The 24,544-nt window shown below is 37.1% G+C and carries 25 protein-coding genes and 3 tRNA genes; 8 read left to right on the forward strand and 20 right to left on the reverse strand.

The genetic code is table 11. From position 1 onward, the window contains the following. The first annotated feature begins 50 nt into the window (after positions 1-50). From BMX01_RS02810 to BMX01_RS02830, 5 genes are all read left to right on the forward strand, one after another. Positions 51-2,609 carry a penicillin-binding protein 1A gene (locus tag BMX01_RS02810; RefSeq protein WP_064082619.1) on the forward strand — a complete coding sequence of 853 codons (2,559 nt, stop codon included), beginning with the start codon at positions 51-53 and terminating at the stop codon, positions 2,607-2,609. 250 nt (positions 2,610-2,859) lie between these two features. Then, on the forward strand, positions 2,860-3,384 hold the full coding sequence (gene aroK / locus BMX01_RS02815) for a shikimate kinase AroK (protein WP_064082618.1): 525 nt from the start codon (positions 2,860-2,862) through the stop codon (positions 3,382-3,384). 11 nt (positions 3,385-3,395) lie between these two features. Beyond that, positions 3,396-4,484 (forward strand): 3-dehydroquinate synthase, encoded by a 1,089-nt coding sequence (gene aroB / locus BMX01_RS02820; RefSeq protein WP_064082617.1) that lies wholly within the window; start codon positions 3,396-3,398, stop codon positions 4,482-4,484. 6 nt (positions 4,485-4,490) lie between these two features. Continuing rightward, positions 4,491-5,327, forward strand: a complete 837-nt coding sequence (locus BMX01_RS02825) for a Dam family site-specific DNA-(adenine-N6)-methyltransferase (RefSeq protein WP_064082616.1) — start codon at positions 4,491-4,493, stop codon at positions 5,325-5,327. A gap of 80 nt (positions 5,328-5,407) precedes the next feature. Next, a complete protein-coding gene (locus BMX01_RS02830; protein ID WP_064082615.1) occupies positions 5,408-6,766 on the forward strand; it encodes a sodium-dependent transporter in 1,359 nt (452 codons plus the stop codon). 100 nt (positions 6,767-6,866) lie between these two features. Here BMX01_RS02830 and pgi read toward each other — a convergent pair whose 3' ends face one another. The 13 genes from pgi to BMX01_RS02895 all read right to left on the reverse strand — a co-directional run bounded on the left by pgi (position 6,867) and on the right by BMX01_RS02895 (position 14,893). Next, the gene (gene pgi / locus BMX01_RS02835) at positions 6,867-8,510 is read right to left on the reverse strand and encodes a glucose-6-phosphate isomerase (protein ID WP_064082614.1); all 1,644 of its coding nucleotides are present in this window, start codon (positions 8,508-8,510) and stop codon (positions 6,867-6,869) included. A gap of 38 nt (positions 8,511-8,548) precedes the next feature. Beyond that, positions 8,549-8,800 carry a ubiquinone biosynthesis accessory factor UbiK gene (ubiK, locus tag BMX01_RS02840; RefSeq protein WP_064082613.1) on the reverse strand — a complete coding sequence of 84 codons (252 nt, stop codon included), beginning with the start codon at positions 8,798-8,800 and terminating at the stop codon, positions 8,549-8,551. Positions 8,801-8,938: 138 nt separating this feature from the next. Further along, positions 8,939-9,013 (reverse strand) — tRNA-Gln (locus BMX01_RS02845). A gap of 31 nt (positions 9,014-9,044) precedes the next feature. Further along, positions 9,045-9,126, reverse strand: a tRNA-Leu gene (locus tag BMX01_RS02850). A gap of 5 nt (positions 9,127-9,131) precedes the next feature. Then, positions 9,132-9,208: transfer RNA gene (locus BMX01_RS02855), tRNA-Met, on the reverse strand. Between the two features lie 157 nt (positions 9,209-9,365). Continuing rightward, entirely contained in the window at positions 9,366-10,196 is an 831-nt protein-coding gene (gene aroE / locus BMX01_RS02860; protein ID WP_064082612.1) for a shikimate dehydrogenase, read from the reverse strand. Continuing rightward, the gene (locus tag BMX01_RS02865) at positions 10,196-10,750 is read right to left on the reverse strand and encodes an L-threonylcarbamoyladenylate synthase type 1 TsaC (protein WP_064082611.1); all 555 of its coding nucleotides are present in this window, start codon (positions 10,748-10,750) and stop codon (positions 10,196-10,198) included. Before BMX01_RS02865 ends, aroE begins: the two co-directional genes overlap by 1 nt. Further along, entirely contained in the window at positions 10,743-11,279 is a 537-nt protein-coding gene (locus BMX01_RS02870; RefSeq protein ID WP_064082610.1) for a DNA topoisomerase family protein, read from the reverse strand. The genes BMX01_RS02865 and BMX01_RS02870 overlap by 8 nt, the downstream gene beginning before the upstream one ends. Beyond that, the gene (gene yqfB / locus BMX01_RS02875) at positions 11,276-11,584 is read right to left on the reverse strand and encodes a N(4)-acetylcytidine aminohydrolase (RefSeq protein WP_010944430.1); all 309 of its coding nucleotides are present in this window, start codon (positions 11,582-11,584) and stop codon (positions 11,276-11,278) included. Before yqfB ends, BMX01_RS02870 begins: the two co-directional genes overlap by 4 nt. Further along, positions 11,577-12,032 carry a recombination regulator RecX gene (gene recX / locus BMX01_RS02880; protein ID WP_064083032.1) on the reverse strand — a complete coding sequence of 152 codons (456 nt, stop codon included), beginning with the start codon at positions 12,030-12,032 and terminating at the stop codon, positions 11,577-11,579. Before recX ends, yqfB begins: the two co-directional genes overlap by 8 nt. A gap of 78 nt (positions 12,033-12,110) precedes the next feature. Beyond that, the gene (recA, locus tag BMX01_RS02885; RefSeq protein ID WP_064082609.1) at positions 12,111-13,229 is read right to left on the reverse strand and encodes a recombinase RecA; all 1,119 of its coding nucleotides are present in this window, start codon (positions 13,227-13,229) and stop codon (positions 12,111-12,113) included. A 118-nt stretch (positions 13,230-13,347) separates the two neighbouring features. Then, the gene (locus BMX01_RS02890; protein WP_064082608.1) at positions 13,348-13,947 is read right to left on the reverse strand and encodes an aminotransferase class IV family protein; all 600 of its coding nucleotides are present in this window, start codon (positions 13,945-13,947) and stop codon (positions 13,348-13,350) included. Further along, positions 13,925-14,893, reverse strand: a complete 969-nt coding sequence (locus BMX01_RS02895; RefSeq protein ID WP_064083031.1) for an aminodeoxychorismate synthase component I — start codon at positions 14,891-14,893, stop codon at positions 13,925-13,927. Before BMX01_RS02895 ends, BMX01_RS02890 begins: the two co-directional genes overlap by 23 nt. 137 nt (positions 14,894-15,030) lie before the next feature. Here BMX01_RS02895 and BMX01_RS02900 point away from each other — a divergent pair, with 137 nt between their 5' ends. From BMX01_RS02900 to BMX01_RS02910, 3 genes are all read left to right on the forward strand, one after another. Next, a complete protein-coding gene (locus BMX01_RS02900) occupies positions 15,031-16,659 on the forward strand; it encodes a DNA recombination protein RmuC (RefSeq protein ID WP_074647727.1) in 1,629 nt (542 codons plus the stop codon). Then, positions 16,640-17,227: an anthranilate synthase component II gene (locus BMX01_RS02905; protein WP_064082606.1), complete on the forward strand. Its 588-nt coding sequence runs from the start codon at positions 16,640-16,642 to the stop codon at positions 17,225-17,227. The genes BMX01_RS02900 and BMX01_RS02905 overlap by 20 nt, the downstream gene beginning before the upstream one ends. 77 nt (positions 17,228-17,304) lie before the next feature. Continuing rightward, positions 17,305-17,730, forward strand: coding sequence for a DUF302 domain-containing protein (locus tag BMX01_RS02910; RefSeq protein WP_074647729.1), 426 nt, complete (start codon positions 17,305-17,307; stop codon positions 17,728-17,730). Positions 17,731-17,772: 42 nt separating this feature from the next. Here the strand turns inward: BMX01_RS02910 and lpxM are convergent, their stop codons facing one another. Genes lpxM through rsxA form a run of 7 tightly spaced genes read right to left on the reverse strand, consistent with a single transcriptional unit; the run spans position 17,773 to position 24,369 of the window. Next, on the reverse strand, positions 17,773-18,729 hold the full coding sequence (lpxM, locus tag BMX01_RS02915; RefSeq protein ID WP_064082604.1) for a lauroyl-Kdo(2)-lipid IV(A) myristoyltransferase: 957 nt from the start codon (positions 18,727-18,729) through the stop codon (positions 17,773-17,775). A gap of 42 nt (positions 18,730-18,771) precedes the next feature. Next, positions 18,772-19,455 (reverse strand): electron transport complex subunit E, encoded by a 684-nt coding sequence (locus tag BMX01_RS02920; protein ID WP_064082603.1) that lies wholly within the window; start codon positions 19,453-19,455, stop codon positions 18,772-18,774. Beyond that, positions 19,455-20,087: an electron transport complex subunit RsxG gene (gene rsxG / locus BMX01_RS02925; protein ID WP_064082602.1), complete on the reverse strand. Its 633-nt coding sequence runs from the start codon at positions 20,085-20,087 to the stop codon at positions 19,455-19,457. Before rsxG ends, BMX01_RS02920 begins: the two co-directional genes overlap by 1 nt. Continuing rightward, positions 20,087-21,133 (reverse strand): electron transport complex subunit RsxD, encoded by a 1,047-nt coding sequence (gene rsxD / locus BMX01_RS02930; protein WP_064082601.1) that lies wholly within the window; start codon positions 21,131-21,133, stop codon positions 20,087-20,089. The genes rsxG and rsxD overlap by 1 nt, the downstream gene beginning before the upstream one ends. 5 nt (positions 21,134-21,138) lie before the next feature. Beyond that, positions 21,139-23,172 carry an electron transport complex subunit RsxC gene (gene rsxC / locus BMX01_RS02935; protein ID WP_064082600.1) on the reverse strand — a complete coding sequence of 678 codons (2,034 nt, stop codon included), beginning with the start codon at positions 23,170-23,172 and terminating at the stop codon, positions 21,139-21,141. Next, a complete protein-coding gene (gene rsxB, locus BMX01_RS02940; RefSeq protein ID WP_064082599.1) occupies positions 23,165-23,788 on the reverse strand; it encodes an electron transport complex subunit RsxB in 624 nt (207 codons plus the stop codon). The genes rsxC and rsxB overlap by 8 nt, the downstream gene beginning before the upstream one ends. Further along, on the reverse strand, positions 23,788-24,369 hold the full coding sequence (gene rsxA, locus BMX01_RS02945) for an electron transport complex subunit RsxA (protein WP_064082598.1): 582 nt from the start codon (positions 24,367-24,369) through the stop codon (positions 23,788-23,790). The genes rsxB and rsxA overlap by 1 nt, the downstream gene beginning before the upstream one ends. Between the last annotated feature and the right edge of the window lie 175 nt (positions 24,370-24,544).

Genomic DNA, 24,544 nt, shown 5'->3' on the forward strand with positions numbered 1-24,544 from the left:
ATTTTGGCTATAAATTTTTATTTCGTCATTTATCCAAAGAGAATTTTTCGATGAAGATCGCAAAAATAATACTAAGTGCAATTCTTTCCTGCATTATTTTAGGAGGAGTCGCTCTAGGACTTACATATATTTATATCAAACAAAGTTTGCCGGATGTATCAACATTAAAAACGGTTGAATTACAGCAACCTATGCAAATCTTTACTGCCGATGGCAAATTAATTGGTGAAGTGGGTGAACAACGCCGAATCCCTGTTAAATTAGCAGAGATACCGCAAACGTTAATTGATGCCATTATTGCCACTGAAGATGTACGTTTTTATGAACATAAAGGCGTAGATCCAAAAGGGATTATTCGTGCTGTATGGCGTTCAAGCCAAGGAGATACTCAAGGCGCAAGTACCATTACTCAACAATTAGCACGTAATTTCTTTTTAACGCCTGAACGTAATTTAGAACGTAAAATAAAAGAAGCTATCTTAGCGCTTGAAATTGAACACGTGCTAAGTAAAGAAGAGATCCTTGAACTTTATCTCAATAAAATTTATTTAGGCTATCGTTCCTATGGCGTAGCCGCAGCAGCAAAAACTTATTTTGGCAAAGGTTTAAATCAATTAACCCTCGGTGAAATTGCGATTATTGCTGGCTTACCTAAAGCACCTTCTACGATGAATCCGCTCTATTCCGTTAAACGCGCAGAAAAACGCCGGAATGTCGTATTAGGTAGAATGTTAGAGGTCGGTAAAATTACTCAACAGCAATATGAACAAGCTAAAGCTGAAACAGTTACTGCGATGTTCTATGGCACTGCACTAGAGTTTCGTGCTGATTATGTGACCGAGATGATCCGTCAGGAAATGGTCAAACGCTACGGTGAAGATGTTGCTTATAATAAAGGTTTTAAAGTTTATGCCACGGTACTCTCTACCGATCAGAAAGCCGCGCAAGACGCATTAAGTGAAAATGTAATTAATTATGACCGCCGTCATGGCTGGCGTGGTGCTGAAATACTGTGGACGGGTAATGCTTGGGATGATGAAAAAATCATTGAACATTTAAGCAAATTGCCACATTCAGAACCTTTTATTGGTGCAGCGATTATCGGGATCAATAAAAATAGCTACACGATTATGTTACCTAATGGCGATAAAGCTGAATTGAAAAAAGCAAATGCAATATTTGGCAAAGAAATTAGCTTACACTTAGGTGAGCAAATTTGGATTTACCAAGGTAAAAAAAAGGAATGGTTGTTAGGGCAAATTCCTGAAGTCAATTCAGCATTAGTTTCACTTAACAGTGATAACGGTGCAATTGAAGCAATTGTAGGTGGTTTTAGTTTTGAACAAAGCCGTTTTAATCGTGCAACACAATCATTAGTACAGGTTGGTTCATCGATTAAACCTTTTATTTACGCTGCTGCAATGAATAAAGGTTTAAGCCTTTCTACGACCTTAAGTGATACACCCATCACGATTAATAAACAAGGACAAAAACCGTGGGAGCCTAAAAATGCCGATAAACGTTACGAAGGTCCTTTACGTTTACGTGTTGCATTAGGTAAGTCAAAAAATATGGTCGCTATTCGGGCATTACAAATGTCAGGTGTAGATTATGTAGCAGATTATTTAAGTCGTTTTGGCTTTAATCCAGATCAGTTTATGGCAACAGAAGCACTTGCGCTAGGTGCAGCCTCTTTTACACCGCTTGAAATGGCTCGTGCCTATGCTGTATTTGATAATGGTGGCTATTTAATTGAGCCTTATATTATCGATCGTATTTTAGATAACCAAGGCAATGAATTATTTAAAGCAAATCCTGCATTAGCTTGCTTAGAATGCGATAACATTGGTTTAGCATACCAAGACCCCACCTATTTTGATGGTGTTAAAATTCACGATGAAGATCAATTAAGAGCAGAAATTGATGAATTAAATGCTAATCCAACAGCAAACAATACCCAAATTGAAGATGATCAGGAACCTGAAATTGCAACCACAATTAAACCTCAGGCGCCAAGTTTGATGACAGAGTCTATCCAAAATGATGCAAGTATGCGCTATGCCCCGCGGGTTATCAGTGGAGAGCTTGCTTTCTTAATGCGTAGCGCATTAAATAGTGCAATTTATGGTGAACCTGGACAAACCTGGTATGGTACAAGTAGAGCAATTGCAAATGCGTTTAAACGTAAAGATATTGGCGGTAAAACAGGCACAACGAATAATTCCAAAGTTACTTGGTATGCTGGTTTTGGTGCTAATATTGTTACTACTGTTTATGTTGGATTTGACGACAATAAACGGGATTTAGGTAAAGGTGAAGCGGGTGCAAAAACAGCAATGCCAGCTTGGATTAAATATATGAAAGTCGCACTAGCTGATAAAAAAGAACGTATCTCGCCAATACCACCGAACATTATTGAAGCTAAAATTGATGCCACGACAGGCTTTTTAGGTGATCATTTAACGGAATACTTTATTAAAGGCACTGAACCGACAAAAAAATATATTGTCGAAAAAGCTTATCAAATTCCTGATGGTCTGCAAGGACAAGAAAGCCCTAGTTTTCTACCAGAAGGAACGAGTCCTACAACAAGTAGTGAATTATTTTAAAATAATGCAAAATTTTAAATTTATAGCGGCTTAGTAGGTTGAAATTAAGTGTGGTTTCTTGCGATAATCGTACTAATTTTATTTTGGGCGATTTGTGGTACTTTATCTATTTTTATTCCATCGGAAAATCAGAATTTTTCGCAAAACGGACCGCTTGCCATTCCATTTAAGGTTGGAACAAAGGCATTAGCGGTCATTTTTTTCCACAAATCGAATTGTTAAATTAATTTCTAAAAATGAAGAAGAAATAATGGCTGAAAAACGTAATATTTTCTTAGTTGGTCCTATGGGTGCAGGCAAAAGCACTATTGGTCGTCAGCTTGCCCAGATGTTAAACATGGATTTTATTGACTCCGATGCAGTTATTGAAGAACGCGCTGGCGCAAGCATTGATTGGATATTTGATATTGAAGGTGAAGCAGGTTTCCGTAAACGTGAAGAACGTATTATTAATGAATTAACTAAAGGTCAACAAGGTATTGTCCTTTCTACCGGTGGTGGATCTGTTTTATCAAAAGAAAACCGTAATGCTTTGTCGGCACGTGGAATTGTTATCTATTTAGAAACAACGGTAGATAAACAGTTTGAGCGTACACAACGAGATAAAAAACGTCCGCTCTTACAAACAGAAGATCCGCGTAAAATATTAGAAGCTATCGCGAAAGAACGTAATCCACTTTATGAAGAAATCGCAGATATTACCCTCCAAACTGACAAACAAAGTGCTAAAGTCGTAGCTACGCATATCATTGAGCTAATTGATAATTTACAATAAGGTAATAAAACATGCTGCAAGTTAATGTTGAATTAAAACATCATCATTACCCCATTAAGATTGGTCAAGGATTACTTACCAATCCTCAAAGTTATGCACCACTAAAAGCTGGTGATAATGTGATGATTGTTTCTAACCCAACTATAGCACAATATTATCTTGCTACAGTCCGTGACACGCTAATCACAATAGGTTGTAAAGTTGATACGGTCTTACTCGCTGATGGTGAGCAATACAAAACTTTTGAATCGTTGAACCAAATTTTTACCGCTTTATTGGAAAATGATCATCATCGCGATACTACATTAGTCGCACTCGGCGGTGGTGTAATTGGTGATGTAACCGGTTATGCGGCTGCGTCGTATCAACGCGGTGTTCGCTTTATACAGATCCCCACCACGTTATTAGCACAAATTGATTCATCTATTGGTGGTAAAACTGCGATTAATCACCCATTAGGCAAAAATATGATTGGTGCGTTTTATCAACCTGCTGCCGTGATTATTGATACACAAGTACTAAATACACTGGCAAAACGCCAAGTCAGCGCCGGGCTAGCAGAAGTGATTAAATACGGCGTTGCTTTTGATAGCCACTTTTTTGAATGGCTAGAGCAACATATTGATCAATTAATGCAATTAGATCCAGAAACATTAGCACATTGTATCCAACGCTGTTGTCAATTAAAAGTGGCGATCGTTGCACAAGATGAAACTGAACAAGGTAAACGCGCACTTCTCAACTTTGGGCATACTTTCGGTCATTCAATTGAAGCACATTTAGGTTATGGTACTTGGTTACATGGCGAAAGTGTTGCTGTTGGTATGCTAGAAGCGGCTAAATTATCAAAAATATTAGGCAATTTAACGGAAGATCAGCTCGCTCGACTAGAAAAATTGTTAGCCCACGCTGTTTTACCCACTACTTCTCCCGATGGAATGACAGCTGATCAATATTTACCTTATATGTGGCGAGATAAAAAAGTATTAAACGGACAATTACGCCTTGTTCTTCTAAAATCATTTGGTCAAGCTTATATAACAACTGAAGCAACAGAACAACAAATTCTGACAGCGATTCAACGCTTCACACAACACTAATTTTGAATGAACAATAACCAACGTGCTTTTTTAAAATGGGCGGGCGGAAAATACCGGCTTTCCATAGAAATACGAAAATTCCTACCCCCTCAGTCAACTCAGAGGGTTTGTTTCGTTGAACCTTTTGTTGGTGCAGGTTCAGTATTTTTAAACACGCATTATGATCGTTATTTACTCGCAGACATTAACCCTGATCTGATTAATCTATTTAACACGATTAAACAAGATGTAGAGCGGTACATTACTCAAAGTAAACTCATTTTTCTTTCACCTAATGCCAATACTGCACTATATTATTATGCAAAACGTCAAGAATTTAATCATTCTACTGATATTTTTCATCGATCGGTGCTTTTTCTCTATCTAAATCGCTTTGGTTTTAATGGGCTTTGCCGATACAATAAACAAAACGAATATAATGTTCCTTTTGGGCGCTATAAAAAACCTTATTTCCCAGAAAAGGAATTACGTTTCTTTGCTGCCAAAGCCCAAAAAGCACAATTCATTTGTGCTAACTTCGAGCATATATTTGAGTATATTTACCAAAACCCTGATAATTATATTGTCTATTGCGATCCGCCTTATGCTCCATTGGAACAAGAAAGCAATTTTACTCACTATGCTAGCGGTGGCTTTAGCCTAGCCCAACAAGAATTATTGGCAAAGCATGCAAAGCAAGCACAACAAAAACAAATTCCGGTACTGATCTCTAACCATGATACCGCTTTCACACGTAAAATTTATCACGGTGCTCAAATAAAAAAAATCAAAGTGCAACGTTCTATTGGCAAAAATGCGAAATCTCGGATCAAAGTGAACGAACTTTTAGCACTTTTTAGCTAATCATTACTGAACTAAAATTTATTAAAATATTACCGCTTTTTAGCGGCAATTCTTTTATTTAGCCAGACTTGGGAGTAATAATGGCAAATCAAACTGTAGAACGCCAATCTTGGTCAAATAGATTGGCTTATATAATGACTGTTGCAGGTGCGACGGTCGGCTTTGGCGCAACCTGGCGTTTTCCTTACCTCGTAGGAGAAAATGGTGGGGGTGCTTATGTATTTTTATTTTGTATCGCAATGATTGTGATTGGAATCCCAATGATTTTAGTTGAAAATGTAATTGGTCGTCGTATGAAAGTAAACGTCATTGATGCATTTTCAGGCCAAGCTAATGGCAAAAATATTGCTTCTGGTTGGAAAATTCTTGGCTATATGGGCTTACTCGGTGCTTTTGGTATTTTATCTTACTATATGGTACTAGGTGGCTGGGTACTGAATTATATTGGCAGTTTAATCAGTGGTAATTTAGACTTATCATCACCAATCACGGTTGAAACAACTACAGCATATTATCAAAACAGTATCCAAAATAGTCCTATCACAATCCTCTGCTATGCAGCACTATTTGTATTAATTAATTTCTTTATTCTGACGAAAGGCATTGTAGATGGCATTGAACGTTCAGTAAAATATTTAATGCCTATTTTATTTATCTTTTTACTTGTCATGGTCGTTCGAAATGTAACATTACCCGGTGCAACTGATGGCATTTCATTTTACTTAATGCCGGACTTTTCTAAAATTACTCCAAAATTATTTGTTTTTGTACTTGGCCAAGTGTTCTTTGCATTAAGTTTAGGTTTTGGGGTACTAATCACGCTATCAAGTTATTTAGATAAAAATGAAAACCTCATTAAAACAGCCACAATCACCGGCATAATGAATACCTTTATTGCTGTCTTAGCTAGTTTTATGATTTTCCCGTCTTTATTCAGCTTTGGGGTTGCACCAAACTCAGGCCCAACACTTGTCTTCCAAAGTTTGCCGATCGTCTTCTCAAATATGTGGGGCGGGACGATTTTCGCTATTATTTTCTTTAGTTTATTAATTGTTGCTGCCCTAACCACTTCTCTCACTATTTATGAAGTCATTATCACGGCATTACAAGAGAAAACCAAAATCAGTCGCAAAACTGCCATTGGAATCACACTCAGTAGCACATTTTTAATCGGTAATATCCCATCTGTACTAGGTGATAATATCTGGAAAGATATCACTATTATGGGCAAAAGTATTTTTGATGCTTTTGATTATATTAGCGGTAATATTCTATTTATTTTAACCGCATTAGGAAGCGCCATTTTTGTTGGTTATGTATTGAAAGATGAAGCGAAAGCCGAGCTTGGCGCCAATAAAACACTGACGACCATTTGGTTTAATTATGTTCGATTTGTAATCCCAATTATTATTATTGTTATCTTTTTTAACTCACTCTAGCACGGCTTACTTTCAATTAATAAGGCTATTCAACTGAATAGCCTTTTTTCATTTTAGCTTATAAAACTGTACGACACATTATATAAATTAAACCGCTTATTTACTCACGCCACGCTTTAAATTGATTAATCAAGCCATTTGTTGAACTATCATGACTAACAACAGGCTGATCATCTTCAAGTTCTGGCAAAATACGATTAGCCAATTGTTTGCCTAATTCAACGCCCCATTGATCAAAACTATAGATATTGAATAACACACCCTGCACAAAAATTTTGTGTTCATACATAGCAATTAACGCCCCTAAACTATAAGGGGTCACTTTTTTCAATAAAATTGAATTTGTCGGCTTATTACCCGTAAATACCTTAAATGGCACAATATCTTTCACTTCATCAAGCGATTTACCTTGTTGAGTAAATTCTGATTCTACTTGCGCTTTTGATTTACCAAATGCTAATGCCTCTGTTTGAGCAAAAAAGTTTGATAATAGCTTATTATGATGATCTGATAATGGATTATGTGTCTGAGCAGGTGCAATAAAATCACAAGGAATTAATGTTGTTCCTTGATGAATCAACTGATAAAAAGCGTGTTGACCATTAGTACCCGGCTCTCCCCAAATAATAGGCCCAGTTTGATAATTTACGGCTTTGCCATCTCGCCCAATATATTTACCATTTGATTCCATATTCCCCTGCTGGAAATAAGCCGCAAAACGATGTAAATATTGATCATAAGGTAAAATTGCTTCCGTCTGTGCACCTAAGAAATTATTATTCCAAATACTAACTAACGCTAACGTAAGCGGAATATTCTGTTCATCCGCTGTATGATAAAAATGCTTATCCATTGCATAAGCACCTTCAAGCAATTGCTCAAAATTATCAAAGCCAATAGAAAGGACGATAGACAAACCAATCGCAGACCATAATGAATAACGCCCACCAACCCAATCCCAGAATTCAAACATATTCTCTGTATCAATTCCAAATTTAGCGACCGCTTCACTATTGGTTGATAATGCAACAAAATGTTTCGCCACTGCTGATTGATCTTTAGCATCCGCTAACAACCACTCGCGTGCAGAAAAAGCATTCGTCATTGTTTCTTGTGTGGTAAAGGTTTTAGATGCCACTAACACTAAAGTAGTTTCTGGATTAACCTTACGTAATACTTCCGCAATATGTGTACCATCTACATTAGATACAAAATGCATATTTAAATGATTCTTATAAGTCCGTAATGCTTCCGTCACCATATAAGGACCTAAATCAGATCCACCGATACCAATATTAATCACATCCGTAATTGCTTTACCCGTATAGCCTTTCCAATCCCCCTTAATCACCTTTTCACTAAACGTTTTCATCTTAGCTAATACTGCATTGACTGCTGGCATCACATCCTTGCCATCAACGAAAATAGCTTTATTTGCACGATTACGCAACGCAATATGCAAAACAGCCCTATTTTCTGTCCGGTTGATCTTCTCACCAGAAAACATTGCTTGACGTGCACCATCAACATCACATTCTTTCGCTAATTGACGTAGCAAAGTTAATGTTTTTTGATTAATCGCATTCTTTGAATAATCAACTAAAATTTGATCTTCAAAAGATAAATTATATGTAGCAAAACGATCTTCATTTTCTGCAAAAAGCTGAGGAATACTAAGATGCTCAGCTTTATGTTGAACTAACGCTTGCCAAGCCATTGTATCTGTTGGATTAATATTTCGCATTTTCAAGCTCCTTTTAATGATTAACGTCAAGAATAAAATTAGTCTTCGCTTGAATGTTTCTCTAATTGATCTAAGCGACTCTCTAATTCATTAAGCTTTTCACGTGTACGCAATAACACTTGGGACTGCACATCAAATTCTTCACGAGTAACGACATCAAGTTTTACTAATTGTGCTTGAAGGATCTGTTTAAACTTCTCTTCAAGCTCATTACCAACATTTTTCAATGGCTGTGGCAATGCATTATGTAACTGCTGTGCAAGTGATTCAAAATTCTTTGGATTTAACATTCAATTTCTCCTTATGAGTAATTAGTAATTTTAATTTAATTTTCTGATAAAGCAAAAGAAAAGAATAAATAATAAAAATTAGTAATGAATCAAAAAGAAAATATTTGACGATAAATTAACTGAAAGGATAGCTGAGAATGGCTGGGGTACTAGGATTCGAACCTAGGGATGCCGAGATCAAAACCCGGTGCCTTACCGCTTGGCGATACCCCAACATTAAATTAATTTGTAAGACAATAAATTGTGCGGGAAGAGGGACTTGAACCCACACACCTCTCGGCGCCAGAACCTAAATCTGGTGCGTCTACCAATTTCGCCATTCCCGCAACTTTGGTGGCTACAGCGAGATTCGAACTTGCGACCCCAACATTATGAGTGTTGTGCTCTAACCAGCTGAGCTATGTAGCCTACATTATTACGTTCACCATATTGGCTTACGGAGCGTATTATGCTTACTTTATTGCTAGTCGTCAAACACTTTTTGCAAAAAATTTTACATTCTTAATTATTTGTCTAAATATTAAACATCATACTCAAGAAGCAACAAAAAATTATCTTATAACCGTTATTTAACATAACCCATTTCTGCTCTCAGTTGTTTAAGTACATTTTCCACCTTTGGCAATTCCCCTTCCCATAACTGAAAAGAAAAAGCGGCTTGACTTACTAACATACCCAAACCATCTTGATAACGTGTAACGCCTTGTGTACGAACATAATTTAAAAATGGAGTACACATATTGCTAGCATATTCCATATCATAGACAGCACTCTTCTCAAATAAATGATTAGGCAAAGCTATATATCCGCCTTGTAGACCTAAAGATGTTGCATTAATAATTAAGTCAAATGGTGGATGCTGAACAATTTCAGATAGAGAGACCGCTTGAATATCGCCATATTTAGCAAATTGCTGAGCTAATTCAACCGCTTTAATGTGCGTGCGGTTAGATAAAGTAACCTTCTGCTTAGCCAACAATAAGGGAAGTAACACCCCTTTAGTGGCGCCCCCCGCGCCTAAAATTAGCACTCGCTGTTCAGGAATTAGCCACTCTAATCGAGCTAAATCGGCACAAAACCCTTTGCCATCTGTATTATCTGCAAACAAACGACCATCATCTAAACGCTTCAGTGTATTAGCCGCGCCTGCTAATAAGCAACTTTCACTGCATACATCCGCTAATCTGAACGCGCGTGCTTTAAATGGTGAAGTAATATTTACACCATTTGCACCATCAGTAAAAAATTGTACAAGTTGCTTTTCAAACGCAATTTTATCCCCTAATTTCGCGACATATTCAATACGACGATTTGTCTGTTGAGCAAATAACTGATGAATATATGGAGATTTACTATGCGCAATAGGATTACCCCACACTGCATATTGACGTGCCATTATCTTTGCCTAAAAATATGTTGAGTAAAAATATCACGAATTTCCGAGGGGTTCATTCTATTACCCGTTTCAGCTTCTAATACAGGAAAATGATCGCCAAATTGTTGTTTAACTTCTAAAGCTGTCCGACAAGGTGGTAATCCCGTGAGATTTGCACTAGTAGAAGTTAACGCAAACCCTAGCGACTCACATAGCTTCACGACTGCAGGGACACGACATAAACGTACAGCAATAGTATTGAATTTACCTGTTAAATAATGAGACACATTTTTGTGTACTGGCATAATCCAAGTCACCGCTTGCTCAGTAATAGTGTCAAAACATTGCCAATGTTTTTCTGTTAATTTGCTTTCATCAATGTAAGGTAATAATAATTCTTTAGTGGGTGCAACCAAAATTAATCCTTTTTCTATTGGGCGATTTTTTAATTGTAATAATTGGCGAATCGCCTCTTCATTATTTGGATTACAACCTAATCCAAACACTGATTCTGTTGGGTAAGCAACTACTTGGTTTTGCTTTAATAATTCAATAACTGCTAATAAATTATTCATTTTCTTCACTAAATAAATGTTGGCATCCCTTATTTATACATAAATAACACATTTTGCCTCGTTGTTTTTTGACAATCGCTAATTTACTATGGCATTTAGGACAGATTTTAGCGATTGGCTCACTCGGCAAGGTAAACTTACATTCAGGAAAACCACTACAACCATAAAATGGTTTACCTAAACGGCTTTTACGTGCCACTAATTTATGCTTATTACAAGCAGGACAATCAAAGATCGCGTGATCGCTGTCTATTTCATTACGAACCGTAAAAGTACATTGTGGATAATGACTACAACCAATAAAAATCCCAAATTGACCTTGTTTTAATTGCAAAGCATATCCACAAACCGGGCAACTTTCAGCTAACACTTTAATAACCTGATACATTTGTTGTAACGGCCTAATATAGCGACAAGCAGGATAACCAGTACATCCCCAAAATAGCCCTTGCTTACCGCGTTTTAATTTTAATTCAGCACCGCAATCAGGACAAACTTCAGCGTGTTTTGTTGAAGTAAATAGACTCATTCAATTAGTGCAAACTTAATCACAAAGAATTTTTGTTCATTTGGATAAATCTCACGAATAACTTGACGTAATTCAGCTAATGACATATTTTCTTGTTGTGCATGTTGTTCATTTAAATCATCAAAATCAATTGCCACAACGGATAATACACGAATTTGAGCAAATAAGCGGTCAGTTTCATGTGTAAAAACGTTTAATTGTTGTTGTGGTTGAAAATAAGATTCACTTTTATCACGAATGGTAATGGTTTTTTTACCACCTAAAATATCTGCTTCAAATCGACTAAAAAAAGTAATTTTATTCATATTCTTTGCTTACCTCCTCTAGATCCATTAAATGACTAAAATGTTCATTATAAAACCCTCGACTTAACATAAAACGCCACATTTTTTGTTTCACTTTTATATTCCAATCAAGCGGTCGTTTTTTTTCAAATAGTTGTTCGGCTAAACTAAACCAATCAATTTCTGTATTCTGTAATTGTTCGCTAATCAGATAATCCTTAATACCTTTTAAACGTAATTCTTGCTTTAGGCGTCTTGGTCCTATACCTTGCTGTGAACGGTAACGAATAAAACTCACACAATAACGTTCATCATTTTGCCAATTATTAAGCTGAGCTTGTTGGATAGCGTGTTCAATTTCATCCGTCTCATATTGTTTTTGAATAAGCTTATTACGTAGATCATATTCACTGTAATCACGCTTAGAAAGTAAATAGATTAAATAGTTGACTGCAGTATATTTAGGCATCATAAATAATACTAAAAAAATTCAATGCTAAGCAATAAACTAAAATGCGGCTCTATTTGAATAGTAGCCGCACTTTATTTATTCTTGCTCCTCAAACGCTTCGTCAAAATTACTTTCATCATTTACATCTAACTCAAGTTTTCCAGAAGCTGGCTGATCCAGTGTTAAAATTAATAAATTGCGAATCTCTTGTTCAATTTTCTCTGCCACTTCAGGATTTTCTTTCAACCATTTAATTGCATTATTTTTGCCTTGACCAATTTTAGTACCATTATATGAGAACCATGCTCCTGCTTTTTGAATAAAGCCATTCGCTTCAGCAAGAATAAGTAATTCATTCATTCGAGCAATGCCTTCTCCGTACATAATATCAAATTGTACTTCACGGAATGGCGGTGCTACTTTATTTTTAACGATCTTAACTTTGGTTTCACTGCCAACCACTTCATCACCATCTTTCACAACACCCGAACGACGAATATCAAGGCGGACAGAGGAATAGAATTTAAGTGCATTACCGCCTGTCGTCGTTTCTGGATTACCAAACATTACGCCAATTTTCATCCGAATTTGGTTAATGAAAACAACTAGGCAATTAGTGGCTTTAATATTAGCAGTTAATTTTCGTAATGCTTGTGACATTAAACGAGCTTGTAAGCCCATATGCGAATCACCCATATCGCCTTCAATTTCAGCTTTTGGTGTTAATGCGGCAACTGAGTCAACAATAATGACGTCAACCGCGCCTGAACGGACCAATGCATCACAAATTTCAAGCGCTTGTTCGCCATTATCAGGTTGTGAAATAAGTAAGGCATCGGTATCTACGCCTAATTTACGTGCATAAACGGGATCCAGCGCATGTTCAGCATCAATAAATGCACAAGTTTTGCCTATTCTTTGCGCTTGAGCAATGACAGATAAAGTTAACGTGGTTTTCCCTGATGATTCGGGGCCATAGATTTCTACAATTCGTCCCATTGGCAAACCACCAATACCTAATGCAGCATCTAAACCAATTGAACCGGTGGAAACAGCTTCAATATCAAGTGCTTGCGTATCGCCCAAACGCATAATAGATCCTTTACCAAATTGCTTTTCAATTTGAGCCAGTGCTGCTGCTAATGCCTTTTCTTTTTGTTCGGGATCAACCTGTTTAGTTGCTGTATTCTTTTGGGCTTTTTTATCCGCTGCCATAATGTTATCCTTTGCAAATTTTTGATAAAACGACTATTTGTCGTCAATTAACTGTGTTTTATTATAGTGTTTACTTATACAGTTGCAAGTGTTTTTTTACTGTTTTTCGATCCAGTTCTCAAAATTGAATCGCTGAAATGGTTAAAGATCTTAACAATTCAAAACGATTTAACGCATTAATCAACATTACTCTTTCATATTGAAGGAGATCCTGTACTGCGATTTTGGTCAATTTCACTTGTTTATTATCGATTAAATAACTTAATTGTGTGCCTTTTAATAAATAATCTTGCGAACTATACCATTGACCTGCTTTTAAAAAGAGTAAATTACCAATACTACCATCACTGATCCAGCCATTATTGACAATAATAATTTCATCCGCTTGCTGATTATTGAGTAAATCTAATCGCTTTCGATCACTATATTTAAATGAATATGTAAAATCCTGTGTATAAACGCACTGAAAACGCCGGATGACTTTAGGTAAATAATGAGAGAACTGTAATTGATAGGCTGTTTGGTGGTAATCTATCCGACAACGTACTATGCCTTGTTGAAATTCGCGAGGTACTTGAATGATTTCCTGCAAGCAGTACACCTTTTCACGTTGAAAAAGGTGTGCAATGGTATTATTGAGGCGAGCTTGATGATAAGCCAAATTTTGTGCAACGCCATCTATAATCAAAATAGTTTCAAACAGTGGAAATTGGCACATATACTTTCTCTAATAATTCTTGGTATTCAGCAGTTAATTCACTTTTAGCTGTAATACCGCCGCCACTACGAAAAATCAGTTGTTGTTCTTGCTGTTCGATATAACGAATCGCCACTGCACTTTCTAACCGATTACCATCAAAATAACCAAAAATCCCCGTATAATAACCACGTTTGTCCAATTCAGCTTGCTGAATAATGGCAATGGTTTTTTGTTTTGGTGCGCCACTAATCGATCCTGCTGGCAATAATTTAGCTAATAAGGTCCCTACACCGGCTTGCCACGTTGCTGATAATTCGCCACAAATTTCAGAACTAGTTTGATAAATAGCGCCTCGATAAGTATTAATTTTTTCGACATAACGATATTTTGTTACTTGAATATTTTTTGCCACTAATGCTAAATCATTGCGAATTAAATCAACAATCGTATTATGTTCGGTAAACTCTTTCTCAGACACCATTAATTGCTGTTCAGCATTGGGGAAATCTGCGTTAATTGTACCTTTCATTGGATAAGCATAAATTTTATTGTCGTAAATTCGTACAAAGGTTTCTGGCGAAAAGCAGACAAATTGATCTTTAAACCATAATTTATATTTTGCAGAACACGTAGAATATAGCTGAGCTAAATCATAATTTGTGTGAATGGCCATTGGATAAGTTAAATTCAATAAATAACTATTACCGACTTGTATTTGTTGTTGTACGAACTCAAAGCCTTGTTGATAACGGGCTAATGGAATAGCTTGATAATTAAATTGACAAGCCGCTGTAACGGGCTTAGCTTGATAATTTGTTTTTCCGGTAAAATCAAAAAATAGCCCACTTACTTGTGCTTGCTCAAGCGGTACAATTATTGGTTTTTGCTGCTCAAAATCAATTAAAAAGAAAAAGGGGTGCTTCTGCTGTCCAAAATCATTGGCAGTCTGAATAAATTGTTGCATTGCATTGGCTAAAAAAGGCATTAATTTTATCACTCTTATCTGCTTATTAAGATAGTTATCATAATAATTTCTTACCTAAACACAATCAGAAAAATTATTGTTATAATACTACTGTATATTTTTATAGAAGGAAAGAAATGATGGTTATCGAAGTAATGTGGTTATATATTGCATTAGGCGGGTTAAGCGCAATCGCGGTTTATTTATTTTTCTTAAAATCTCGCTATCAACGAGATGCATTTGAGCTCCAACAAGATTTAATAAAAGCTGAAACGGATACGGTTGAAAGCAACCAAAAGCTCGACCAACTGATGCAAGAAAAAAATCAGGTGGAACACTGGAACATTCAATATAAAACACAATTGCAAGCAAGTGTTGAACGTATCACTGAAAAAGATAACCAAATCAACCGATTACAAACCAAAATTGAGGAATATGAACAACAACAGCATCAACAACATCAATATACCCATGCCCTTAAAGAACGTATGGGTTCATTACAAACTAAAGCGGATAATGTAGAAGAACAATTAGCCCATCAACAACAATCACTCTTACAGAAAAATCAAGAAAATCAATCGCTTATTCAAGAAATTCGGCAAACTAGCAATGAATTAACTGAATTACGAACCACCTTGCAAGAAAAACAAGCAAACTTTGAAACACAGCAACGCAATTTTATAGAAGTTAAACAACAATTAAACGTTGAATTTCAACACCTTGCACAACAAATCTTAGATGAAAAAAGTAAATCTTTTATTCAAACCAATCAATTATCGTTAGACGCTTTACTTAAACCTTTTAAAGAACAAATTGATGGTTTTCAAAAGCGGGTGAATGAAATGCATAGTGAGTCTGTCAAAGGTAACACAAACCTTGAAGCAGAAATTAAACGTGTGTTACAAATTGGTATTTCAATGTCAACAGAAGCTCAGAATCTAACCACAGCCTTAAAAGGCAATAATAAAGTCGTGGGTAATTGGGGCGAAATGCAATTAGAAAGTGCCTTACAAGCTGCCGGACTTTTAGCCAATGAACATTATGTCGCGCAAGAAAACTTCCGTGATCAAACAGGTAAACGCTTTACACCCGATTTTGTCATTCATCTACCCGATAATAAACATTTAATTATTGATAGCAAAGTATCCTTATTAGCTTACGATCAAGCGGTCAGATCAGAAGAAAAATTAGCGATAAACCAAGCATTGACTGAGCACTGTAAATCACTACGAATACATATTGATGGCCTTTCCAAGAAAAATTATAGCAGTTTACCGAAAGTCTCTAGCCCTGATTTTGTCTTAATGTTTGTGCCAATCGAACCGGCTTATATTGAAGCAATGAAGCAAGATCCACAATTATTCAATTATGGCTATGAACGTAATGTCGTTCTCGTTTCGCATACCACCTTAATGCCCATTTTACGCACTGTCGCCAACTTATGGCGAACTGAACGAAGCAATATTGAAGCGCAAGAGATTAGCGAAAAAGCGGGCGATATTTATAATCAAGTCTGTATGATTGCTGAGCGCTTGAATAAATTAGGCAATACCTTGAATACTGTTAATACTCAATATAATCAAACAGTTACTGCGTTAGCCGGGCGCCAAGGCCTAGTAGGTAAAGTCGAACGTTTCCAACAACTATCCAACAAAGCGAATCAAATAATTCCGAAAGTTGATATGCTGAGTAACGACTTTGAAACAAATAAATTAACGTTAATTGCAGAACGAGTTGAAGAAACAAATGAAGATCAACCAAACTAAATTACTCATTATTGATAATCACGATTCTTTTACATTTAATTTGGTCGATTTATTGCGCAAAATAAAAGTTGAGATGCAAGTAGTGTCCGTCGAACAATTAGACTTAAACCACGTAGAATCATTTAGCCATATTTTAATTTCACCGGGGCCAGATACGCCTTCTGCATATCCTAATACATTAGAGATGTTGGCTCGCTTTTATCAACATAAATCTATTTTAGGCGTCTGTTTAGGTCATCAGACATTATGCGAATTTTTTGGGGGTACACTGTATAATTTGACCAATGTTCGACACGGCCAACAACGTTTGATCCAACAAATTGCACCAAATCCACTATTTGATGGCTTACCGCCACAATTCAAGGTTGGGCTTTATCATTCTTGGGCTATTTCGCAAATTTCTCTTATTAATACACCGCTTATCGCAACCGCTGTCTGTGATCAAAATGTATTAATGGCCTTTAAACATAATGCGTTACCCATATATGGCGTGCAATTTCACCCAGAATCTTTTCTTACTGAATTTGGTCAAAGAATGTTATCGAATTGGCTCACTGTAAGCAAATAGGCTTTAAACTGTCGAACATATCACTAACCTATTTCTATTCACTAAGGGTGCTTTATGAAACTAAAAAAAATCGCATTATGTCATTACTCTTGCCAACATTTGCAATGGCAGAGCAAAATTTAAAACCTCAAGTATTTGAAAGCAAATTCGATTTTCAGCAAACTTTATCTACCTTAGAAGAAACTTTCCTGCAAAAAGGCATGAAAATTTTTACTAAAATCGATCATCAAGCTGCTGCAAAAGCAGTGGGATTAACTATGCAACCTGCAACTGTACTGATTTATGGCACGCCGCAAGTAGGCACTGCATTGATGATCAAAGATCCGCTACTGGCATTACAATTACCTTTAAAAGTATTGGTTACTGAAGCAAATGCAAGGCATGTCGAAGTGATTTTAAATAATGCTGAACAAATTGTAGCACACACCAATACACCATATAAAGAAGTGGAAAATAGCTTAGCAAAAGCAGAAAAATTAATTCAAACTACAATTGCCAAATAAAGAAAAAGCGGCTAAATTTTTAACAAAATTTAGCCGCTTCTGTTATGAGCGTTTATAAATATCTTGTCCGTTTCGTTGTGTTTTCAGTAACCGCAAAATCCAAACATATTGTGCGGGATTTTTATGCACAAAATACTCAATCACTTTGTTCATTTCCCTCGCCGATTGCTCAGAAGATCCCGAAAACTCAATCGCCGGTAAAATTTCCATTTGATAAACACCTTTCTCAGCATTATAAATAGGAAACATAGGGATAACCTCTGCATTTGCCACACGTGCCATTTTATTTAAGCCCGGTAAAGTCGCTTTCTCAGTTGCAAAAAAATCTGCATAGACACTTAATTCTTCACCAAAATCTTCATCTGGCAAAAAATATCCCATATTGCCTTTGCGAATATCATTTAAAAAAGGTTTTATACCATTTTGACGAGTATGCATTTTTCCGCCAAAACGTTCACGTGTCGCATTCCATAACCAATCAACAAGCGCGTTGCGATGTGGATTATACATTGACACCATTGGCATTCCATACGTATGCAAAATAATACCTGAAGCATCAATTGACCACGTATGCGGTACTAATAAAATAATATTTTTACCTTTAGCTTTAGCCTGTTTCAAATAATTTAAACCGATAAATTCACTGCGTTTTTGCAAATGTGCGACCGAACGCACAGCAATTTCACCAATTCCTAACATCGTTTGAGCGACATTAATAAACATCTGTTCGATCACTTGCGCACGCTTATCCGCTGACCATTCTGGGAAGCAATAACATAAGTTAATATCTGCGCGGTAATATTGCTTTTTACCCTTTTTTTTCAGATAGTTGCTTACCACTCTGCCCACAATAGTTGCCAATTTATCGCGTAAACGATAAGGCACATAGGCTAAAATGAGTAATCCCAATACACCTAACCACACCACCCAATACCTAGGGTGCAAAAACACCCATAAAAATTTATGGGTATAACCCGTTTTTTCTGTAATCTGTTCCATAATTTGTTATCTTTATCGTTAATTATACTTAATCAAATCATGTTATTTATGATCAAAAAGATTTTTGACCGCTAAAATTAAACTAAGGCCAATAAAAGCACCCGGTGGCAAAATGGCCAACAATAAACCTGAATCTAACTGTAAGAGATCAAGCCGTAACACTTTTGCCCAATTACCAAACAGCAAATCTAATCCATCAAATAATGTGCCATTACCAATTAATTCACGGATTGCACCAAGCAACACTAAACTTAGTGTCATTCCCAAGCCTGTTGCTAGCCCATCAAAAGCAGAATGATGAACTTGATGCTTAGATGCATAAGCCTCTGCTCGACCAATCACAATACAATTAGTCACAATTAATGGAATAAAGATGCCTAATGATTGATAAACAGGATACGCAAAAGCATTCATCAACAATTGCACCGCCGTTACCACTGTTGCAATCACCATCACATAAATAGGAATACGAATATCATGCGGGATCATTTGACGAAATAAAGAAATAGTTATATTAGTACACAACAATACAAATAAGGTTGCTAGCCCAAGCCCTAGTGCATTAGTCACACTATTCGATACAGCCAATAAAGGGCAAAGGCCTAACAATTGCACTAAGGCACCATTATTTTTCCATAATCCATCAATCAATAAATTTCGCCAAACAGACGGCTGTTTTACTGCGCCATCTTCAATCTGAGTAATTGGAATTTGATTATCCGCCATTATTTACATACCTCAAACTGCTCAATTATTGTTGGATTTTCTGCTAATTCAGTAATGACCCATTTAGCACTTTTACGGACATTATTTACCACGGCACGTGGTGTAATTGTTGCACCGGTAAACTGATCAAAATGACCGCCGTCTTTTTTAACATACCATTTCGCTTCATCTTCAGGGCTAAATTGTTTACCCATAAAATTCAAGATCCAATTAGACACACGTAAATCAATTTTATCTCCTAACCCGGGCGTTTCTTTATGATCTACAGTGCGAACGCCTAGGACTTTACCGTCTGGCTGAATCCCCATCAACAATACAATATTGCCAGAATAGCCATCAGGTGCCGTAGTTTGAAGTGCATAAGCGGTTAATTTATCTGCTTTTTTAGCAAGATAAATCCGATTTACATAAGGTTTATCCGCTAATTGCACCATTTTACACGTAGCCAATAAATCATTATCAAAATAATCAATAGGCACAACCTCTTGTAACAAATAACGTTGTTGCATTGCAATCACATTCTCAATTCTATCTTTTGTTAACCAATAAATAGCGGTTGAAATTGCAGTGCAAAGTAAAGCAATAATGCCTAATATTAATGCATATCTGAGTGTAATCTTGGTGGTATTCATTATCTGTGGGTCCCATACAAACGAGGTTGTGTATAATGATCAATCAACGGCACACAAAGATTTGCAAGTAACACCGCAAAGGCTATCGCATCAGGATAATTCCCATAATAACGAATTAAATAGACTAATAACCCAATTAAACCGCCAAAAATTAATTTACCCTTAGGCGTGATCGATGCAGAAACCGGATCTGTTGCAATAAAGAAAGCACCAAACATCATTGCACCGCTAAATAATTGACTCAATACATTCAAATGTGTATGCATAGCCACTAAATCTGTTAACGCACTCAAGACACTAAACACCACTAACATTGCAACCGGGATCTGCCAATGAATAATACGCTTATACAATAAAAACAGCCCGCCTGCTAAAAAAGCTAAATTTAACTGTAACCAACCACGCGCAAAAATACCGGAAAAAATAGGCGATTGAATAACACCATCAAAACCAAGTTTAGCAATACTAGTTTTAGCACTGTCTAATGGCGTTGCTTGTGCTATACCGTCAATCCCATTTAATAACTGCCGAGAAGTAAAACCATCGCTAGTCACGCCTTTGAAAATCAAAAGCCAAGCATCTTTAAAGGTTGGTGGCTCAGCTAATAACTCAAATGAAGGTAACCAAGACGTCATTTGTACCGGAAAAGAAATCAATAAAAAAGCATAAGCCACCATCGCTGGATTAAACAGATTCTGCCCCAAACCACCATAACAGTGCTTAGCAAGTAACAACGCAACGATCATACCAATCATAACGACCCAATAAGGCGCATAAGGCGGAATAGCCATAGCTAAAATGGTTGCGGTTACCACACCTGCTAAATCTGCCAAATAGAAAGTCGTTGATTTATGCCGTAATTTTGCCACCACTATCTCAATAACGATCGCCATACTCAATGCAATTACCAACTGAATAACTACACCCGTACCAAAAAAAGCGATCTGTACAATCAGTGCTGGCAACATTGCTACTATTACCCACAACATAAACTTGGCTGTAAGATTGGTGCCATGTGTATGAGGAGAACTAACCATTTTAAACATTCGTTTTATTCCTCTAAACCTTTTTGCTGAGCTTGTTTTTTCGCTTTCGCCCGCGCTAATGCCGCAGCCACTGAGGCTTTACGTGGATCGCTTATTTCATTCTCTGGTGCAACTTCTTTCGCTACTTCGTCCGCTTGTTGCGCCGCCTTTTTCGCTTTCACCCGCGCTAACGCTGCAACCACTGTGGCTTTACGTGGATCACTTATTTCATTCTCTGCTGCAACTTCTGTCGCTACTTCGCCCGCTTGTTGCGCCGTTTTTTTCGCTTTCGCTCGCGCTAATGCAGCAGCCACTGCAGCTTTACGTGGATCACTTATTTCATTTTCTGGTACGACATTTGTTGTTTTAATATTATCTGTTTGTTTCTCTGTTCGTGAATCATTTTCTGTTGCTGTTTGTTTTGCTAAACGTCTGGCTCGACGTTGTGCCATTAATTCACTGTTATCAGGCTCACCGTTCTCTTTAGTTTTTACGGCTTCAATCGCTGCCTGTTTCGCTTTAATACGTTCTAATGCGGCAGCAACAGGATCGGCACCTTGATTTTGGGCAATTTCTTCGCGTCGTTTGTCTGCTGCTTGTGAAATACGAGCAGTGCGTGCTTCTTTTTCTTTTTGTAACCGTGCTTCTCGAGCTTCAAAACGTAATTTTGCTTCTTCTGCTTTTTTAGCCTTTTGTTCAACTTCGTTAATTTTGGCTTTTTCTTGGCGGAAATACTGAATGAGTGGAATATAACTTGGGCATACATAAGCACAAACACCACATTCAATACAAGCATCTAAATGGTATTCCATCGATTTTTGGTGATCTTCAGCACGCGCGAACCAATAAAGCTGTTGCGGTAATAAGCTGACAGGGCAGGAATCGGAGCAATTAGAACAACGGATACAGTTTCGTTCAGGCTCGGGGGGCGCATATTCAAAATGATCAGGCGCAATAATGCAGTTAGCTGTTTTCGTTACGGGTGATTGTAATGATGGTAAAATAAAACCTGTCATTGGGCCGCCTAAAAAAACAGGTAAACGGCGGTCGGCTTGATAATCTACTTGTTCTAATAAATGAATGATTGGCGTGCCAAGCCGTGCCCATACGTTACCTTTATTACGAATTTTATCACCGGTTAAAGTTACCACGCGTTCAATCAAGGGCTCATCATCAATAATTGCCCGCTTGATCGCAAAAGCTGTTCCAACATTATGCATGACGATTCCCATTTCAATGGTGCGTTTGCCTTGTGGAATTTCTAATCCGGTTAGAATTTGTACGAGTTGATCACTGGCACCTGAAGGATATTTGGTTGGAATAGCCCGCACAAACATATCATTTGCGCCTTTGAGTGCTTGTTCAATGGCTGCAATCGCGTGTGGTTTATTATCTTCAATGGCAATCACAACTTCTTCTGGGCGTAATACATAGCGTAAAATACGAATGCCTTCTAGCAATTCAGCGGTAAAATCTTGCATTAGGCGATCATCGCAAGTGATATAAGGTTCACACTCTGCGCCGTTAATAATCAGGGCTTTACAGCGTTTATCTGCCAGACTTAATTTGCAAGCAGTAGGGAATACGGCACCGCCTAATCCTGCTATGCCATATTGGTAAACTTTTTGGATAATTTGATCGCTTGTTAGTGTTAAAAAATCCTCTATCGGGTGGCGTTCAATCCATTCATCTTTGCCATCTGTTTCAATAATAATAGTGGTTTCAGGTAAACCTGACGGATGAGAGGATACATAAGGCTCAATTGCAACCACTTTACCTGAAGTGGGGGAATGAACCGGCAATTGACGATAATGCTCACCTTGAGTCAATTGTTGGCCTTTTAATACATAATCGCCTACTTTGACAATTAATTCACCACTCCAACCAGAATGTTGCACTGTAGAAACATAAAAGAATTTAGGTAAATGCAAGCTACGAATCGGTTTTTGGTTGGATTGCAATTTATTTTGGTTGGGGTGAATACCGCCCGGATATGTCCACAATTGACCCGTTTTTTTATTTTGGCGAATACGTTCAAGCACTAAATTTGGATTAATCATTCTGTATCTCTCCTTTAGCGCTACCCACAATCATTTTTTTTTGTAATTCCGTAGTATTCACAATCGGAATAATTAAATCTGGATTAAATTGCCAATTCCAAGAACGTGGATTTTGTTTGACTTTTATCATTTCAATACAATTTGTCGGACAAGGGGCAACACATAATTCACAACCGGTGCAAAGATCTGCCACGACAGTATGCATTGCTTTATTAGTACCGATAATCGCATCTACCGGGCAAGCTTGAATACATTTAGTGCAACCAATACACATATCTTCGTGAATCAGCGCAACTTTTACTTCTGGTACAGCGGTATTATCCATTGACGGGACATCAACGCCCATCAATTCAGCAATTTTAACCACTAATGGCTGTCCACCCGGCACACATTTAGTGATTTGATCACCATTAGCAATGGCTTCTGCATAGGGCTTACAGCCGGGATATCCACATTGCCCACATTGGCTTTGTGGTAAGATAGCATCAATTTGATCGACAATAGGATCTGCTTCTACTTTTAATCTAACGGAAAAATAGCCTAATAACGCACCAAAAATCAGTGCAATTAAGCAAATTGCAATTAAAAGGTAAGCAATAATTGAAAGATCTAACATTAGAGTTTCACCAAGCCCGTAAAGCCCATAAACGCCAAAGACATCAAACCTGCCGTGATCAAGGCAATCGACGCTCCTTGGAAAGGACGAGGCACATCCGCGGCAGCTAAACGCTCACGTAATGCTGCGAATAAGACTAACACTAATGAAAAACCAACCGCTGCACCAAAACCATATAAGACAGACTCAATTAAATTATTCGATAAATTCACATTCAATAATGCGACACCAAGCACAGCACAATTTGTAGTAATCAGGGGTAAATAGATCCCGAGTAAACGATATAGCGTTGGGCTCGTTTTATGTACGATCATTTCCGTCAATTGCACAATAACTGCAATAACCAAAATAAACACTAAAGTTCGCAAGAATTGTGCATCTAATGGGATCAAGATAAACGTTTCAACTAAATAAGCAGATAACGAAGCAAGTGTTAACACAAAAGTAGTCGCCATTCCCATACCAATTGCGGTTTCCACTTTTTTTGATACGCCCATAAATGGACAAAGCCCTAAAAACTTCACAAGTACAAAGTTATTAATTAAGGCTGTACTGATCACTAACAGAATATAATCGACCATAAAATCCACAATTAAAATCTAGCAAGCAAAAACTATGAGGCCATTTTGTGATTATTTACTAATCTGACCGCTTCAAGATAATTAGCTAAAAAAGGTTGTTATTATCCCGTTTTTTGCTACCTACGACAATAAAAATAATGCGGTATCGCCATTTCGTTTTTTAAACAAAGTCTGT

The organism is [Haemophilus] ducreyi (genome assembly GCF_900109315.1).
In the GTDB taxonomy this organism is placed as follows: domain Bacteria; phylum Pseudomonadota; class Gammaproteobacteria; order Enterobacterales; family Pasteurellaceae; genus Haemophilus_B; species Haemophilus_B ducreyi.

Coding starts and splice junctions, on each gene's coding strand:
- aroE (WP_064082612.1), bottom strand. CDS start 10,196: ATGGCACGTCAATATGCAGTGTGGGGTAATCCTATTGCGCATAGTAAA.
- BMX01_RS02830 (WP_064082615.1), top strand. CDS start 5,408: ATGGCAAATCAAACTGTAGAACGCCAATCTTGGTCAAATAGATTGGCT.
- ubiK (WP_064082613.1), bottom strand. CDS start 8,800: ATGTTAAATCCAAAGAATTTTGAATCACTTGCACAGCAGTTACATAAT.
- recA (WP_064082609.1), bottom strand. CDS start 13,229: ATGGCAGCGGATAAAAAAGCCCAAAAGAATACAGCAACTAAACAGGTT.
- BMX01_RS02895 (WP_064083031.1), bottom strand. CDS start 14,893: ATGCAACAATTTATTCAGACTGCCAATGATTTTGGACAGCAGAAGCAC.
- BMX01_RS02870 (WP_064082610.1), bottom strand. CDS start 11,279: ATGAGTCTATTTACTTCAACAAAACACGCTGAAGTTTGTCCTGATTGC.
- rsxD (WP_064082601.1), bottom strand. CDS start 21,133: ATGTTTAAAATGGTTAGTTCTCCTCATACACATGGCACCAATCTTACA.
- rsxA (WP_064082598.1), bottom strand. CDS start 24,369: ATGGTCGATTATATTCTGTTAGTGATCAGTACAGCCTTAATTAATAAC.
- aroB (WP_064082617.1), top strand. CDS start 3,396: ATGCTGCAAGTTAATGTTGAATTAAAACATCATCATTACCCCATTAAG.
- BMX01_RS02890 (WP_064082608.1), bottom strand. CDS start 13,947: ATGTGCCAATTTCCACTGTTTGAAACTATTTTGATTATAGATGGCGTT.
- BMX01_RS02910 (WP_074647729.1), top strand. CDS start 17,305: ATGTCATTACTCTTGCCAACATTTGCAATGGCAGAGCAAAATTTAAAA.
- rsxB (WP_064082599.1), bottom strand. CDS start 23,788: ATGTTAGATCTTTCAATTATTGCTTACCTTTTAATTGCAATTTGCTTA.
- BMX01_RS02920 (WP_064082603.1), bottom strand. CDS start 19,455: ATGGCGGATAATCAAATTCCAATTACTCAGATTGAAGATGGCGCAGTA.
- BMX01_RS02905 (WP_064082606.1), top strand. CDS start 16,640: ATGAAGATCAACCAAACTAAATTACTCATTATTGATAATCACGATTCT.
- recX (WP_064083032.1), bottom strand. CDS start 12,032: ATGCCTAAATATACTGCAGTCAACTATTTAATCTATTTACTTTCTAAG.
- BMX01_RS02810 (WP_064082619.1), top strand. CDS start 51: ATGAAGATCGCAAAAATAATACTAAGTGCAATTCTTTCCTGCATTATT.
- rsxC (WP_064082600.1), bottom strand. CDS start 23,172: ATGATTAATCCAAATTTAGTGCTTGAACGTATTCGCCAAAATAAAAAA.
- lpxM (WP_064082604.1), bottom strand. CDS start 18,729: ATGGAACAGATTACAGAAAAAACGGGTTATACCCATAAATTTTTATGG.
- yqfB (WP_010944430.1), bottom strand. CDS start 11,584: ATGAATAAAATTACTTTTTTTAGTCGATTTGAAGCAGATATTTTAGGT.
- BMX01_RS02825 (WP_064082616.1), top strand. CDS start 4,491: ATGAACAATAACCAACGTGCTTTTTTAAAATGGGCGGGCGGAAAATAC.
- BMX01_RS02865 (WP_064082611.1), bottom strand. CDS start 10,750: ATGAATAATTTATTAGCAGTTATTGAATTATTAAAGCAAAACCAAGTA.
- aroK (WP_064082618.1), top strand. CDS start 2,860: ATGGCTGAAAAACGTAATATTTTCTTAGTTGGTCCTATGGGTGCAGGC.
- rsxG (WP_064082602.1), bottom strand. CDS start 20,087: ATGAATACCACCAAGATTACACTCAGATATGCATTAATATTAGGCATT.
- pgi (WP_064082614.1), bottom strand. CDS start 8,510: ATGCGAAATATTAATCCAACAGATACAATGGCTTGGCAAGCGTTAGTT.
- BMX01_RS02900 (WP_074647727.1), top strand. CDS start 15,031: ATGATGGTTATCGAAGTAATGTGGTTATATATTGCATTAGGCGGGTTA.